The 15,781-nt window shown below is 35.2% G+C and carries 14 protein-coding genes; 11 read left to right on the top strand and 3 right to left on the bottom strand.

Annotated elements, in window-relative coordinates:
• Positions 1-69: 69 nt before the first annotated feature.
• The 10 genes from RZ74_RS00580 to RZ74_RS00630 all read left to right on the top strand — a co-directional run bounded on the left by RZ74_RS00580 (position 70) and on the right by RZ74_RS00630 (position 13,483).
• Positions 70-618, top strand: coding sequence for a hypothetical protein (locus tag RZ74_RS00580; protein ID WP_053949524.1), 549 nt, complete (start codon positions 70-72; stop codon positions 616-618).
• A gap of 102 nt (positions 619-720) precedes the next feature.
• Entirely contained in the window at positions 721-1,026 is a 306-nt protein-coding gene (locus RZ74_RS00585) for a PadR family transcriptional regulator (RefSeq protein WP_053949525.1), read from the top strand.
• A 2-nt stretch (positions 1,027-1,028) separates the two neighbouring features.
• On the top strand, positions 1,029-1,628 hold the full coding sequence (locus tag RZ74_RS00590; protein ID WP_053949526.1) for a DUF1700 domain-containing protein: 600 nt from the start codon (positions 1,029-1,031) through the stop codon (positions 1,626-1,628).
• Positions 1,628-2,497 (top strand): DUF4097 family beta strand repeat-containing protein, encoded by an 870-nt coding sequence (locus RZ74_RS00595; protein WP_053949527.1) that lies wholly within the window; start codon positions 1,628-1,630, stop codon positions 2,495-2,497. Before RZ74_RS00590 ends, RZ74_RS00595 begins: the two co-directional genes overlap by 1 nt.
• 84 nt (positions 2,498-2,581) lie before the next feature.
• Entirely contained in the window at positions 2,582-2,869 is a 288-nt protein-coding gene (locus RZ74_RS00600; RefSeq protein WP_053949528.1) for a hypothetical protein, read from the top strand.
• 508 nt (positions 2,870-3,377) lie between these two features.
• Positions 3,378-8,717 carry an LPXTG cell wall anchor domain-containing protein gene (locus tag RZ74_RS00605; RefSeq protein WP_053949529.1) on the top strand — a complete coding sequence of 1,780 codons (5,340 nt, stop codon included), beginning with the start codon at positions 3,378-3,380 and terminating at the stop codon, positions 8,715-8,717.
• A 911-nt stretch (positions 8,718-9,628) separates the two neighbouring features.
• Positions 9,629-10,669, top strand: a complete 1,041-nt coding sequence (locus RZ74_RS00615; protein ID WP_053949531.1) for a zinc-dependent alcohol dehydrogenase family protein — start codon at positions 9,629-9,631, stop codon at positions 10,667-10,669.
• 326 nt (positions 10,670-10,995) lie between these two features.
• Entirely contained in the window at positions 10,996-12,339 is a 1,344-nt protein-coding gene (locus RZ74_RS00620) for an APC family permease (protein WP_053949532.1), read from the top strand.
• 102 nt (positions 12,340-12,441) lie between these two features.
• Positions 12,442-12,642 carry a hypothetical protein gene (locus RZ74_RS00625; RefSeq protein WP_053949533.1) on the top strand — a complete coding sequence of 67 codons (201 nt, stop codon included), beginning with the start codon at positions 12,442-12,444 and terminating at the stop codon, positions 12,640-12,642.
• 10 nt (positions 12,643-12,652) lie between these two features.
• Positions 12,653-13,483, top strand: a complete 831-nt coding sequence (locus RZ74_RS00630; RefSeq protein ID WP_053949534.1) for an SPFH domain-containing protein — start codon at positions 12,653-12,655, stop codon at positions 13,481-13,483.
• 41 nt (positions 13,484-13,524) lie between these two features.
• Here RZ74_RS00630 and RZ74_RS00635 read toward each other — a convergent pair whose 3' ends face one another.
• The 3 genes from RZ74_RS00635 to RZ74_RS06845 form a co-directional block, all read right to left on the bottom strand.
• The gene (locus tag RZ74_RS00635; protein ID WP_053949535.1) at positions 13,525-14,388 is read right to left on the bottom strand and encodes an aldo/keto reductase; all 864 of its coding nucleotides are present in this window, start codon (positions 14,386-14,388) and stop codon (positions 13,525-13,527) included.
• 2 nt (positions 14,389-14,390) lie between these two features.
• On the bottom strand, positions 14,391-14,771 hold the full coding sequence (locus RZ74_RS00640; protein ID WP_053949536.1) for a MerR family transcriptional regulator: 381 nt from the start codon (positions 14,769-14,771) through the stop codon (positions 14,391-14,393).
• A 103-nt stretch (positions 14,772-14,874) separates the two neighbouring features.
• A complete protein-coding gene (locus RZ74_RS06845) occupies positions 14,875-15,474 on the bottom strand; it encodes a helix-turn-helix domain-containing protein (RefSeq protein ID WP_083437118.1) in 600 nt (199 codons plus the stop codon).
• Positions 15,475-15,546: 72 nt separating this feature from the next.
• On the opposite strand from RZ74_RS06845, the gene RZ74_RS07005 reads away from it, so the two are divergent.
• Positions 15,547-15,781: hypothetical protein (locus tag RZ74_RS07005; RefSeq protein WP_237756905.1), on the top strand; the 235-nt coding region annotated here is incomplete at its 3' end.

Here is a 15,781-nt window from a genome sequence, read left to right on the forward strand (position 1 = left end):
CAATTCTGTAACAAATTGGTAACAGTATGGTAATGTAGAGTTAACAAATCAATTTGGAGGTTCTATATTATGAAAATGAATAAGTTTTGGTCATTGGCCACTTTATTTATCGCAACGGTAGTAATTATCGTGAGCGGAGTTAATGCTTCTGCTGCCGCACATAAGCAGAATGCACAACCTAAATACCTAACTAGCTTACCTGCCAATATGCGTGGTACTTGGTATGCATACGACGGTAATCAATTAGTAACTACTAAAGTGACGGCTAAGTCAATTACTGTTCAATATGCGGGTGAAAAGGCCAATAAGGGTACTTTGCACAAGTATGTGGATCACAATCCTTTAAAGATGAGCAAAAAGGAAATTAAGAGAACCGCTAACTGGTTTTTTGCAAGTCAAGATACTAAAAAAATCCATGATTATAAGTGGGTATGGACTTACGGTTGGCAACAAACTGCCGGCGCTGGTGAATACTACACCGTTTCTAAATACCAAGGTCATCGAGTACTAACGGATGCAGATGGTGCTGGAGTGTGGGCTAACTCACATAGTTTTAAAACTAAACAATTAGCAGCTAAGTACAAGGGTGTTAAGTTACCTAAGTTTAGCTATCGTTAAAAATAAAAAGCAATTAGAATGAAAATTCTAGTTGCTTTTTTTATGTTTGTATAATATTATATGTCATATAATATGATTTTAAATATAAATGGGGATGATGGTTTGGCGATTAAAGTGGCAAAAACGCTTCTAGATGGATGCGTTTTAGGTCTTCTCGACCAAAATGATATGTACGGTTATGAATTAACTAAACAAGTGCAAGAGTCAATTGCGGTATCCAACTCCACTATGTATCCGGTTATGCGTCGTTTGAAAACGGATGGCTTAGTGGATACCTATGATGAATCCTTTGAGGGACGTAATCGTCGATACTACCGAATTACTGATGCGGGTGTCGAACATCTAGCAGCCATAAGAAAAGAGTGGCAAGATTTTAAAAATGGAATTGATCAATTAGTGGGGGAATAAACATGCAAACTTATTTGGAAGAATTAAAAGTATATTTAAATAAGCTACCACAAGCGGATATTGAAGATGCCTTGTCTTATTACCAAGAATATTTAGAAGATGCAGGAATTAATACTTATCCCGCTTGTATTAAAGAATTAGGGACGCCGGTCCAATTAGCTCGTCGGATTCGAGCAGATATCGATGTTAATGATTATAAAAATGGTGGCATTAGTAACGAACAAAGCACTTGGCAATATTTTTCAAAAATCTTTATTGCCATGGCATCGGTTCCAGTGTTATTGCCATTAGCTGGCGTGTTAGGAGCAGTGGTGGCATTACTATTTGCCATCTTAGTGGTAACGCTACTATTTACTAGCTGTATCATCGTTTTATTCATAATTAGCTTTTTGGAATTAATGTATTGGGCCATCACTAACTTGGGTTTGTACTTTAATCTAAGTATCGTAGCATTTGGTGCCAGTCTTATGCTATTAGGGGCTTCCATGGATTTAGCATACGGATTACAAAAATTGACAGTTAATTTTACTAAATGGATTCGTCAATTTAGTACCTGGATGTATGGTAAGACTATCAACAAAATGAATGGAGGTAACAAGTAATGAAAAAATTTAGTTTAGTCGGATTAGTTATTTTCTTAGTGGGGTTGTTACTATTAGTACTAGGTTTTATTGGGACTAGACATACCGACATTCAAAAAGCGCTTTCTAGTTCGGTGACTAATTATGATTACCGTAAGGATGTTACTAAATTTAATCGTCTTGAAGTCTCCGGAAATGTGGACGTAGAAATTGTACGGGGTAATAAGTACGCTGTACATGTTTACGAAAATAAAAAGAATAGTGTGCAGGCTCAAGTTGAAGATCAAGTGTTAAAAATCAGTAACCGCCAGTCAACTTTTAACGGTAATTTTGTGGTTAAACTGAATAAAAATAAGCTAACATTTGGTTCCAATATGATTGTTGTAACCGTACCGGATAATCAATTAAAAAGTATTGAAGGAAATAACACTTCCGGTGATTTGAGTATTTCCAAGCTACGTTTTAATGATGGTTTGAACATTAACGGTTTTAATGTGGGCGATATTAGATTAAGTCAAGTTACGGCCAAAAGTCTTTCAGTTGATTCGCAATCGGCTGATATTACTGTTGCGGACAGTAGCTTTACTGAAAACGACAGCACTGTTAAGTCTGAAGATGGGGACATTCGCATTCGCAATAGTAGCTTTAAAACTTTGAATACATCATTAACGGATGGGGATGCCTATTTGAATGGATTGAAGATTACGAACTACTTAAACGTTAATAACACCGATGGCGATATTTATTTGACGTTATCAAAACATGATAATGCCAATGTTTATGCGCATAGTAATGAAGGAAATGTTTATGGTTCAGCATCTGATCATCATAATAGTCATCGACATTATCGCTTGATTTCTGAAGATGGCGATATTCATCTTAATGATTAGGTTTCCTGAAAAAGGATATGTAAATTTGGCTTTAAGTATAGTAAAATTAAGGTAATAAGAAAAATCATATCTGGAGGTACTAACGTGTTTAACGATAAAATCGTTTTTAATTACATGTATAAATTATGGGTCGCTGTTTACTCAGATCTAAGTGACGCCGAAGTTGAAGAGATTGGTCAAGTGCTATTGCAAAATAGTAAGGAAGAATATAATCGCCAAAATGAGACTAATATTTCTGATGAAGACTTCATTGATATGATTTCAGAATACGCTGAAGATATTCGTGAACAAGCTGTGAGCGAAGCAGAAGAAGATATAAAAAAACACCATGCACCTAAATTTAAAAAAGTAGATGGATCATGGCAAGTTTAAAATGAACAGATAAAAGCATTCCTTATCAGGAATGCTTTTTTGTATGTAGGGAAAATGAAAATCAATTGTCCGCCGATAAACAGCGATATTAAAAATCATACTATTAGTTCGCTATATTTCGAAGAAATGAACCAATGGTATAGAAAATGGATGGGGTTAGTATTGATAAATTATTAGTTGTGTTGAGGTTAAAATATCTAAATTCCAATCGCCAATAAGTTTAACTGTGAAATAATGTCAGACAAATGAATAGTGCTAGTAAAAGAATAATCGCCTTATTGTTGGTATTACACGTTTTGGGAAGTCTAAATTTCGTTCAATTGTACCAATGTGTCAAAAGTATGCGATTTTCTTAAAATTATTGCGATTTTCTAAAGAAGTTTAAAATTAATTTAAAAGCTATTCAATCGCGTGCAAATCAAAATGGAATGGTTGTATACTCAAAATTGTAAATAAGACAAATAGTTTAAATTTTATTCGTTCGGTTAAAAGAGGGGGACGTAAAATTATGAAACAAGAATTCGATAAGAAAAATGTTAAATTATCAAAGAATTACAAAAAGTGGGCTTATGCAGCCGCTGCTACCGGTATCTTAATCACCGGAGCTGAAGCTGTGCATAACACAGAAGCTCATACAATTTTAGCTTATGCAGCACTCAAGAAGTCATCGGTAACTCAGTTTGGTAGTCCTATCAATATTATTACAATTGATGACGATGATCCAAGTAATACAAATACTCCTACGGGTAGATTAATTAACTCTGGACAAGCTGAAACAAATTGGAACACTTTCAAAAGTGCTGTTCAAAGTAGTTTGTATCAAATGAATACAGAATTTAATCAGGATTTAAGTAAAATGCAGGGTTATGATTCAAGTAATAATACAATTACGATTCATATAACTGAAACACAGGCTTATAAAGACAAAGCTGCCGCAGAAAAATCTGCTGCAGACAAAGCCGCTGCAGAGAAAGCTGCCGCAGACAAAGCTGCCGCAGACAAAAATATATCATCACAAGGGCAAAATAAACCCACTTCTAATCCGGTCACAAGTAGTTCTGGAACAACTCAAAAGGAGGGCACTAATTTAATTCCTGTAAAAATTATTAATGTTAATAGACCATTAGATTCGGTTACTGTAAACATTGCCAATTCTAATGTAGATAATGACACCCAACCAGATGGTGATTTTAAAGGAACAACAATGTCAAATTATATTTGGAACAACTATAATCACAAAGTCTTCATCAAAGGTAGGGGTGATTTAGATTCAAATGGTAATATTGATTTAACAAAAGCGAAGAGTGGTAGCATCGAAATTTATGATGTGCAACTAAATGATGTTACTGTAAACTTTGTTGACGGCAGTTCCAATAATATTTCTAGTAAAACTCTAAGCGAGGTTAGAACAGATTCACAATTGGATTTAACTGATGTTATAACTGATTTTAATAAACAACATAGCAATATGAAGGTAGATCCAACTAGTTCATATGCAATTAATCCTGATGTTAAAATGAACGAAGACCTAACATCAATTACTATTCCAGTGTTATATGTGGCTAATGTACCCGTCATTGATGGTAATGGTAATTCAACTAACCAAACCATTGAAGTTGCGAGTCCTACTAAAAATATGTCAAGATCTGATTTTGTAGATGCTTTAAGTAAACAAGGTTATACTCCAGCTGATGCTGATAGTGAACTTCCTAATAATTCAAATGTCGATTTAACACAACCAGTTAATGTTCACGTAGTAACCAAGTCAAGCTCTGTTGATGCTCCAAAGAGACAAGGAAAATTTACTATTTTAGTTAAGAATCAAAAAGGTAATCTTGTATATTCAACAGCACCTAAAACGTTACCTTTTCCAACGGATGCTTCAATTAGTATCATAAATTTGGTTAATAATATATTAACCAAAGATCTTAATTTACAAGTGGATACAACAAATGCGTATGTTAAAAATAGGAATATTCCAGCTGGATATAATAAAGAACAATTTGTGATTAATGTTACTCAGCCAACACATACACTTACAATTAACTATGTTGACAACAATGGAAAACATATTTCCAATCCAACTGTTATTAATGACTTTACTGATTCGGATACTGTATCAGTTAAAAATCAAGTGGATGATTTAACTAACAAGGGTTATGCTATTGAATTATCATCATTATCTAATCAAATTAGTCCATCTGTATCACAATACAGAGGTGGAATTGCAAACGTATACAATAGAAATGAAAATATAACAGTTAATAGTGACGGATCATATTCGATCAATATTAAGTTCGATAAAGCCCAAGCTGATTCAACAACTGAAAACTTTACTGGAAAAGGTTCTCTACAAACATTCAAGTATACTGATCCACAAACTGGTGAAGAAAAGACTGCTCAAGTAACTATTAACAGTACCAGCAAGGATGGTAAGATGCCATCAGAAGAATTTGTTGCTGCTGCTGCTAAAGCAGGATACCAGGTTGATGCTTCTAAACTAGGTGACACTGTTGATTTAACTAAGACCAATGTTATTGACGCAGTACCAGCTCCTAAAGCCGGTACGGTTTACCCGGTTAATGTTACCGTAAATGGAAATACTGTGACTGCAAATGTAACAGCTGATGGTAGTGCAGGTGAAAGTAACCCATCTTCTGTAAGCAAAGCTAGTTTAATTTCTCAATTAGCAAAACAAGGTATTACTGTTGATCCAGCAACAATCTCATCAGATTCAACTGATTTAAGCAAGAAACCAACATTTAATGGAACTAACAATGTTACTGCGGGCACAGTAAAGAGTTACCCACAAACATTCAATATTGTTGATGCTAATGGAAATGTAGTTACTGATTCAGCTACTAGCAAACAAAAGACAGCGACTCTAGCTATTAACAGTTCAACAGAAACAATGCCTGCAGACCAATACATCAAGGCTATTCAAGATGCTGGATATACTCTAAGCGAAGATCAAAAGAAAGCTATTGAAGATAAAGGTACTATTGACCTAACTAATCCAAACGCATTACCAACTGTTACAGCAAATGAAAATGCTAAGACTAGCTACAAGCAAGATGTCACAGTGAAGAATGCTGACGGTACTACAAGTACAGTAACTCTTCCAATCAATAGTTCATCAAACACAATGAGTAAGGCAGACTTTGTTAAGGCATTAGTTGATGCTGGTTACACACCAACTCAAGATACTGTTAACGGTTTACCTAACACCGTTGATTTGAATAACCAAGACAATAAGACTTCAGTAACTCCTAATGTTACTAACGAATCAACTACTTCATACTCACAACTAGTTAATACTACTGATGATAATGGCAACCCAGTTCAAAAGACTGCTACCATTAACAGTGATTCACCAACTATTTCTAAGGCTGAATACATCAAGGAAATGGCTGACCAAGGATTCGCAATTGATCCTTCAACCATTAAAGATGACCCAGTTGACTTAAGTAAACTTGCTAATAGTCCTGTAAACGCTGGTAACAACAATAGTGCTGCTAAAGAAAACTACGTAAAGACTATTAACTTAGTTGATGCTAACGGTAACCCTAAGAAGGATGCTAATGGTAACCAAGAAACCGCTACTGTTAACATTCCAAGTAGCAGTAACCAAATGAGCAAGAGTGACTTAGAAAAGGCATTATCAAAAGCTGGATACACATTGTCAGATGCTGATAAGGCAAGTCTAGGTGACACTGTATCTCTAGATGACAATAAGCCATTAAATGCATCATCAAATACAACTAACCCATCTAACGCTTACACACAAACTGTTGAAGTAAAAGACGCTAATAGTAACGTTACTTCAAAGAGTCTTCCAATTAACAGTGATCAACCAACCATCAGCAAGGCAGACTATGTTGCTAAGTTAATCGCTGCTGGATACACTCCAGAAGATGTTGCTAAGTTACCTGATTCAATTGATTTAACTAAGGACACTGTTAAACCAACTGTTAAGGATAACGCAAATGCAGCAACAACTTACACTCAAAAAGTTAACGTAACTACTCCAGATGGAACCACTAAAGAAGTCCCTGTCGCAATTAGTAGTACTAATAATAGTATGGATAAGGCAAGCTTCATTAAGGCGCTAGCTGATAAAGGCTTTACTGTATCAGATCCATCAAGCCTATCTGATCAAGTTGCTTTAGGTACTGATAAAGCAGTAAACGCTACTCAAAACGTTGCTGCAACTACTAATTACGTTCAAACTATTAATGTAAAACAATCTAATGGAACTACTGTTCCAGTTAAGGTTGGTATTAATAGTGCTAACCCAACTATGAGCAAGGATGCTTACAAGAAGGCATTAGCAGACTTAGGCTACACAGCTGATGATTCAACATTAAGTGACCCAATGCAATTAGGTACAGCTATCACTAGCGTAAATGTTACTGCTAATGACAATGCTGAAACTAGTCATCCACAAACACTTAAAGTTAAACAACAAGATGGCACATATAAAGATGTTAACGTAAACATCAACAACCACGGTGATACCATGAGTAAAGCGGATTACATTAAAGAATTGCTAGACCTTGGTTACACTTCAATTGATCCTTCATCATTACCAGACACTGTTAACCTAAATGATAAGAATCTACCTAAGGTTACTGAAAACGCTAATGTAGCACCAAGTTACACTCAAACTATTAAAGTTAGAAAAGCTGATGGAACTACTCAAGATGTCACTGTAAACGTAAACAGTGCAAATCAAAAGATTAGTAAGGCAGCTTACGTGGAAGCACTTGCAAGTGTTGGATACACTGTCGTAGACCCAGCTAACTTACCATCTGGTTCTGATACCCCAATTGATTTAGGTGCTGATAACACACACCCAGTTGTATTACCTAACAACCAAGCACATGCTGTTAGTTTAAACGTAACTAACCCAGATGGTTCAACTAAACAAGTTAGTGTTAACGTCGGAAATGATGGTAACAAGATGAGCAAGTCAGACTTAATTAATGCAATTGCTGCAAATGGATACAAGGTAACTAACCCAGATGAACTAAGCGATCCATCTGACTTATCATCACTTCCATCACTACAAGCTAAACCTAACGCAAGTTCATACGAACTAGATTTAACTTACACTGATAAAAATGCTAATAAGGAATACAAAGCTGTAATTAAGAATGTTACTCCACTAATTACTAAACAAGACCTTGTTAAGCAATTAAAAGATCAAGGATACACAATTAGTGATACTAGTCGTCTAAAGGATATTATCAACTTAGATAACCCAGAAGACACTAAAGACTTAGCTTCACTACTAGCACCATATGCACCATACCAAGTTAACATTGACGTGGCTGGTACAAATGATACTGTAACTATCCCTAGTCAAACTCAAACTATCAGTAAGCAACAAGTTATCGATAGATTGAAGGCAGAAGGTTACACTCTAACTAACCCAGAAGTATTGAAAGATACTCTAGACATGACTAACCCAGACGACTTCAAGGGTATGATTGTTACTAAGGGTGTTGCTAGTGATAACACTACTTCAAACAACACTACTAACAGTACTACAACTACTGATAATGGTAACAACAAAGTTAACGGTAGTGGTAACAAGGATAATCATTCTTCTAAGAATTCAAAAAAGAAGACTAAGAAGCACGGTAAGAAGAACAACTTAATTGATAACCATGGAAACAATGCTGGTAAATCATCAGCAAACGGTTCTAACAAGAACGGGTCATTACCACAAACTGGTGATGCAACTTATCAAGCAAGAACTGCAGGATTTGGTTTAATCGCAGCAATCATGGGTTCAATCCTAGCTTTCTTCGGTTTGAAGAGACGCAAAAACGATGATGACTAATTCATTTTAATATCGTCAGAAAAAGCATACTTTTGTTAAAAAAGTATGCTTTTTTATTAAAAATATTATGAATTTATTAAGATGGTTAAGTTTCATTTAAATACTATTAAATCGCGTGCAATTCAATTTGGATTCATTGTATACTACTTTTGTTGATAAGATATGAAACAAAATAAAAGCTTTTAAATTTTAAGGAGATGTTATTATGATGAATTTCAAGAAAAACAAAAAGAACTTTAAGCTACTAAACAAGGCTAACAAATGGTCATATGCAAATGTCATTTCCGGTGTAGCTTACGCAACTGTAAAATAATCCTTTCTATATACTTAATCAAAACTTTTCACTCAATTTAAAATCTCTCTTAGAAGCAATCCTGTCCGGATTGCTTCTTTTTTGTTATAAAATCTTATGGTTGTAACAATTTGCAATTATTCTTAATCGTGTTAACATTGGCCTTAATTAGCAATATAAGATTCTCTACAGACATTTATTAAAAAAGAGTGTAAAGTGTTACATACACAGAGGAGAGATTTACTTAATGATAGAAACTATATGTTTTATTTTATTTTTAGGATTATGTTGCCTACATTATTATGTAAGAGTTGGTAAACATTATGTATGGACTGGATTAATCATTCCACCAATTGTGGTAATATTTATAATTATTTTAGCAATTAATGGCCACAAGTTTGTCCCCATTATTTATGGACAAATTTTTCTAAATATATTCGAATCAATTTTAATAGTTAACCAAGTAAGAGTTAGAAACGATAATAACTAATGAATAGATGCATCCAAGCTTTTATACGGATGCATTTTTATTTTAGCAATTAAGCGAGCATAATAGTTGACTTAAAGTGCACTTTATATGAAATAATAGTAATTAATAAAATATTGGGAGGCTCAATTTATGAAGAGTGCTGTATTTATTGAAGCAGGTAAAGTCGAAGTTCAAGACGTCGACATGCCTAAGATTCAAAAAGATGACGATGTAATTTTAAAGGTTGTCCGTACCTGTGTTTGTGGATCTGACTTATGGACATACAGAGGTCAAGACGAATACAAGAAAGATGCGTTAAACAACGGACATGAAGCACTAGGTGTTGTTGAAACAGTTGGTAAGGATATTACTACTTTACAACCTGGTGACTTCGTAATCGTGCCATTTACTCATGGTTGTGGTCACTGTGCTGCATGTTTAGCTGGTTATGATGGAAGTTGTTTGAACCATTCAGATAACTTTACTCAAAGTGCTCAAGCTGAATACCTACGTGCGCAACATGGTGAATGGTCATTAGTTAAGGTTCCTGGTAAACCAGAAGACTACAGTGACGAAATGTTAGATTCACTATTAGCACTATCAGACGTTATGGCAACTGGTTACCATGCTGCTCGTACCGCTGATGTGCAAAAAGGTGATACTGCAGTTGTTATTGGTGACGGTGCCGTTGGTTTATGTGGAGTTATTTCTGCCAAACTACGTGGTGCAAAACAAATCATCGCGATGAGTCGTCATGAAGATCGTCAAAAACTAGCTAAAGAATTTGGTGCTACTGACATTATTGCTGAACGTGGTGATGAAGCGGTTGAAAAGGTAATGGAATTAACTCACGGTAACGGTGCAGATGCCGTTCTTGAATGTGTGGGAACTGAATTATCAACGAAGACTGCTTTAGATGTTGCTCGTCCAGGTGCTAAGGTTGGTCGTGTTGGTTTACCACATGCCAGCGATTTAAACATGGCTGCTTCATTTGGTAAGAACATTGCACTTGCCGGAGGAATTGCTTCAGTTACTACTTACGACCGTCAAGAACTACTAGACGCTGTCTTATCAGGTGCTATCCACCCAGGTAAGGTCTTCACTGGTAAGTACAAACTAGAAGACATTAACCAAGCATACAAAGACATGGCTGAAAGAAATACAATTAAGGCTACTGTTGTGAATGATTAATAAATGAGGAATCGGTTGAACCGGTTCCTTTTTTATTTTAAGAAAACAATAAGAGCTTTTTAATTGACTTATTAAAAATAAAAGATTAGTATACGATATAATCGTTAGAAAATATATCAGGGGAGGAACTACTATGAGAAAATTATTAACAATTACACATAACCATTGTTGTCTTGACGGCGGTTTCTTCTCCGAATTAATCACGTCAAGATTGACTTATTAAATTCAGAAAAGAGCTGCCATTTCCGCCAAGGGGATGTACAGCTCTTTTTTTATTTTGTTGGATAACGATTATTTGTTACATACTTTAAGAAGGAGTGATATTAATGGATTTAGATGAATCAAAAAAGATCACTAAATTTGAGACGTTTGCGCTTGCCGTTGCGGCAGTTGCCCCAACTGGTTCGATTGCGTTTAACGCCGTGCCAGCGGTACCGTTTGCTGGTATTAACGTGCCGTTAGCATTCTTGCTAGGGGCGATTGGATTGTTATTCGTCGGCTTATGTTTTGCCGAATTATCAAAGCATATTTCAGACGTTGGATCTGTGTATGCATATAACCAACATGCTTTAGGAGAACGCCTAGGATTAGTCAGTGGTTGGACTTTGACGTTTGCATACGTCAACTTAGCTGTTTCATGTATGGGAGCCAACACTAATTTCGCGCATGTTTTCTTTGCCGAATTAGGGTTGAACTTCAATGATACGATTATGGCTTTTGTGATTTTAATTGGTGCGGCCTTAGTGCTTACTTTTGGTTTGAAACTAACTAGTAAGTCAGCAATTGCGATTGAATTTTTAGCGATTACCATTTTAGTGGTATTAACCATCATCATCTTTGCTAAGGGTGGTAGGGATGGAATTAGTGCTCAACCATTTATTCCAACTCACAGTAGTCTATCTGGAATTGGTCAAGGGATGGTATTCGCCATTCTTTCATTCTGTGGATTTGAAGGAGTTACAACTGTTGCCGTCAGAACAAAGAATCCAAAACGTTCAGTGCCATTATCAATTATTATTACTATTATTTTTGCTGGTATTTTCTTTGTGATTGCTAGTTACATGCAAGTTGTTGGATTTGGTATTAACCATGTTGCAAACTTTGCGCATTCTTCTTCTCCATTGAATGACTTATCAATAATGTACATGGGTCGCCCAATGGCTCTAATCATGGATTTCGCCATTTTAATCAGTAGTTTTGGTTCCGTTCTAGGAATCATGAACGCCGGAGCATACATGATTTATGCAATGGGAGTTAAGAAGTATCTACCTAAGTACTTTGGTCAATTTAACGAAAAACTAAATAGTCCTACCCGTGCAATTTGGTTATTAACAGCCATCATGGGAATTGCCTACTTAATTTTTGGTTTACCATACGGACCAGAAGTGATCTACGATAATTCATCTACTTTAGGAGTGTTAAGTATGTTGACCGTTTATGGATTAGCATGTTTAGGAACTATTCTATACTTCCACAAACATCGTGATACCATTAAACGTTCATTTGTAAAACACATCTTAGTGCCAGTGTTAGGGATTTTAGTGTTAGTTTACCCAATGTGGACAAACCTATATCCAGTTCCTGCTTTCCCAGGAAACATCTATCCTTACTTGGTAATTTTATGGATTATCATCGGGTTAGTTGTTTATACAGTTAAAAAACGTAAATAAAATTAAAAGCCGAGATTCTTGTCGGCTTTTTTTATTGGAAAAGATAGACTATTAAATTCAAGAGTGGGATAATACGGGGTAATAAAGAGGGGGTGTTTTTGGATGACAGATAACTTAGAACGACGTTTTTTCATCGGCAAGATTGTCGACCAAAAACATTTTTCAAATGATCAATCATTAGTAGAAGTTGCGGGAATTTGGTATCGATATCAAATTATGGATGATTTGAATTATGATAGCCATGCCCAATATGAAGTGGTTGATAACGCTGGAAATACTCTTTATTTAAAACAATTAAAGTGAGGTCAAAACAATGCCATTTGGAGTTAAAGTTGTTCGTCAAAATAATGAAGGTTTAGTAGAAACTTTAGGTAAATACAGCCACACATTAAGTTCTGGTTTACATTTCTATATTCCATTTATTCAACGCGTGAGAACAGTTAGTTTAGCCATGCAACCTAAGTTATTACCTAAGTACTCATTGATTACTAAGGATAATGCTGAAGTGTTAGGAAGCGTTAGTTTGAACTTCCACGTGACTGAACCTGTAAAGTACCAATACGAAAATACTGATTCAGTAATGTCTATGGTTCAATTAGTGCGTGGACACTTAAGAGATATCATTGGTCGTATGGATTTAAACGAAGTGTTAGGTTCTACCAAGGAAATCAACAAAGAATTAGCCGATGCAATTGGTGATTTAACTGATATCTATGGAATCAACGTTGACCGTATCAACATTGATGAATTGACCCCAAGTAAGGCCATTCAAGAAGCCATGAACACTCAACTTACTGCTGACCGTGAACGCCAAGCTGAAATTTCTAAGGCTGAAGGGGATGCGAAGTCAGTTGAATTACGTACTAAAGCACAAAACGAAGCTTTAGTCGCAACTGCTGAAGCAAATGCCCAAGCTACTAAGACCAAAGCGGATGCTGAAAAGTACCGTATCGATAAAATTCAAGAAGCTTTGAAGAATGCTGATGCTAAATACTTTAATGCGCAAAGTATTGAAGCATTTAGTAACCTAGCAAATTCAGACACTAACATGGTAGTAGTGCCTAATGACGGTGCTGACTCATATGGTCAAATGACTACCTTTGCGAAGTTATTAAAAGAAAATCAAAAACAAGATAAAGAATAATTAAAAAGACTATCCGATGGGATAGTCTTTTTAGTTATTAATTAGTATTCAATAGTTCTTCCAGCCATCCACTTAATCATTTCAGGATCATGGTGATCAAAGAATTGGCTTTTATTGGTATCTAATGTTTCAATCTGTTTCATGTCATCATCTGATAATTCAAAGTCTAAAATATTAATATTTTCAGCCATTCTTGATGGTTTTACAGATTTGGCTAATGGAATAATATTTCTTTGATACAACCAACGTAATACCACTTGAGCAACGGATTTATTATACTTATCACCGATTGATTGAAGTAATTCATTTTTAAATAAATCTTTTTTGCCTTCAGCGAAAGGTGCCCAGGCTTCAATTTGAATTCCGTATTCCTGCATGTATTTCACTTTTGCGATGTTTTGACAGAATGGGTTAACTTCAATTTGTGCCACCATTGGTTTGATATCGTTGAATTCAGCCAAATTAGTAATTTGTGCAATGTCGAAGTTAGATACTCCAATTGATTTCACTTGGCCGTTATTATAAGCAGCTTCCATGGCTTTCCAAGCACCGAAAACATCATTATATGGTTGATGGATTAATAGTAAATCTAGATAATCTAAATTTAGTCGATTCAATGAATCTTGAATGGCTTGTGAAGCTTTATCTGCTGTAACGTCATGTACCCATAATTTAGAAGTTATAAATAATTCTTCACGAGTTACGATTCCTTCATCTATTACAGCTTGAATGCCTTCGCCAACTTCTCTTTCATTTCCATAGCTGGCAGCGGTGTCAATTAGACGATATCCAGATTTAATAGCATCGATAACCGCTTGTTTGGCTGCTCCTTCGTTAGGGACTTGAAAGACTCCAAATCCTAGTGATGGAATAATTGTATTGTTTGATAGCTTTCTGGTATTCATAGTTAATCTCCTTTGCTTTCATCATATTGATTTAATACATGTTCTTCGAAATGGTCGATTTTATAGGTTAAGTAATCGACAGTCTCTTGTCGTTTGGTAATTTCAGCTAGCAACTCTTCTCGTTGTTGAATTAATAATTCTTTTCGATGATTTAAGTCATTAGCATCTTTTAAATATAGATGTACGAATTCTAAAAGTCTTTCTATTGACATACCAGCATTGCGCAATGCTTTAATGTAATAAACCCAATTAAATTCTTTTTGAGAGTATTCTCGATAACCACTGGCGTTTCTTGGAATGGAAGGTAAGAGGCCGATTTTCTCCCAATAACGTATGGTGTCTTTAGAAATAGATAGCTTTTTACTAACTTCATTTATATTCATTTTTGATTACCTCCTGACTTGATTATGGAATAGTATAAACCTTGGAGCTGACTCCAATGCAAGAGAAAAAATAAAAAAGTTATCACAATTGTGTGATAACTTTTTAACGATTTCTTAAGTAGTAAACGAATATGCTTACTTCATAGATCATAATTAAAATTATGAATGGGATGTAAATATGACGTCCGACAAATAATGAAGAAGCAAAGGACGATATAACAACGGCAACGAAGAATATCAATGTTTTGTGATGCGATTTATTGATAGGGCTCCAATGATTGATAAAACCCAATTCCCTAAGTAGTTTGGCAATGGAACTCATCAGGAACAAAGATAATATAAATGTCACTCCGCCCAATAATTGAAAGGTAGGACTAATATTTGTGATATTACTAATGATGCAGATGAACAAAGCTGCGATTAATCCATATAAAGAAAAAACAAAATAAATTACTCCTGACATTTTTTTGCGAAGAATGTCTTTTTCAATGAATTCTTTCATTCCGTTATCTTCTTTTAGCATTGTATCCAAAGAGATATCGTATAAATTACTTAACTGAATTAAACTTTTGATGTCTGGATAGCTGTTTTCATTTTCCCAGCTCGAAATAGTTTGACGAGAAACGTTCAGTTGTTTGCCGACATCATCTTGAGTGAGTTTTTTGATTTTGCGTTGCTGTTTTAAACGGTCCCCAAATTGCATAAATTTTGCACTCCTTTTTAACGGTTTCGTAAATAGTAGACTAAAATTAATACTTCGTAGATCATAATGCAGATGAAGAATGGGGCAAAGGTTCTAGGGATAATATATAATCCAGGTGTAATAAACAATGATACTGCAATAATAACTACTGCCATAAATATTAAGCGAATGTATTTATTGGGTAGGATGTGGTGTATTGGATTCAAATCAGGGTTAAAACCTAAATTGACCATGAGCTTCTTGAATGAATTAATAACACATAAAGACATGGCATATATGGCGATTCCTAATATTGCGACAGCAGGGC

The organism is Apilactobacillus apinorum (genome assembly GCF_001281175.1).
Classification (GTDB): Bacteria; Bacillota; Bacilli; order Lactobacillales; family Lactobacillaceae; genus Apilactobacillus; species Apilactobacillus apinorum.

Excerpts from the sequence above, each read along its gene's own strand:
- RZ74_RS00620 (WP_053949532.1), top strand. The coding sequence starts at position 10,996 with ATGGATTTAGATGAATCAAAAAAGATCACTAAATTTGAGACGTTTGCG.
- RZ74_RS00605 (WP_053949529.1), top strand. The coding sequence starts at position 3,378 with ATGAAACAAGAATTCGATAAGAAAAATGTTAAATTATCAAAGAATTAC.
- RZ74_RS06845 (WP_083437118.1), bottom strand. The coding sequence starts at position 15,474 with ATGCAATTTGGGGACCGTTTAAAACAGCAACGCAAAATCAAAAAACTC.
- RZ74_RS00630 (WP_053949534.1), top strand. The coding sequence starts at position 12,653 with ATGCCATTTGGAGTTAAAGTTGTTCGTCAAAATAATGAAGGTTTAGTA.
- RZ74_RS00580 (WP_053949524.1), top strand. The coding sequence starts at position 70 with ATGAAAATGAATAAGTTTTGGTCATTGGCCACTTTATTTATCGCAACG.
- RZ74_RS00635 (WP_053949535.1), bottom strand. The coding sequence starts at position 14,388 with ATGAATACCAGAAAGCTATCAAACAATACAATTATTCCATCACTAGGA.
- RZ74_RS00615 (WP_053949531.1), top strand. The coding sequence starts at position 9,629 with ATGAAGAGTGCTGTATTTATTGAAGCAGGTAAAGTCGAAGTTCAAGAC.
- RZ74_RS00640 (WP_053949536.1), bottom strand. The coding sequence starts at position 14,771 with ATGAATATAAATGAAGTTAGTAAAAAGCTATCTATTTCTAAAGACACC.
- RZ74_RS00590 (WP_053949526.1), top strand. The coding sequence starts at position 1,029 with ATGCAAACTTATTTGGAAGAATTAAAAGTATATTTAAATAAGCTACCA.
- RZ74_RS00625 (WP_053949533.1), top strand. The coding sequence starts at position 12,442 with ATGACAGATAACTTAGAACGACGTTTTTTCATCGGCAAGATTGTCGAC.
- RZ74_RS00595 (WP_053949527.1), top strand. The coding sequence starts at position 1,628 with ATGAAAAAATTTAGTTTAGTCGGATTAGTTATTTTCTTAGTGGGGTTG.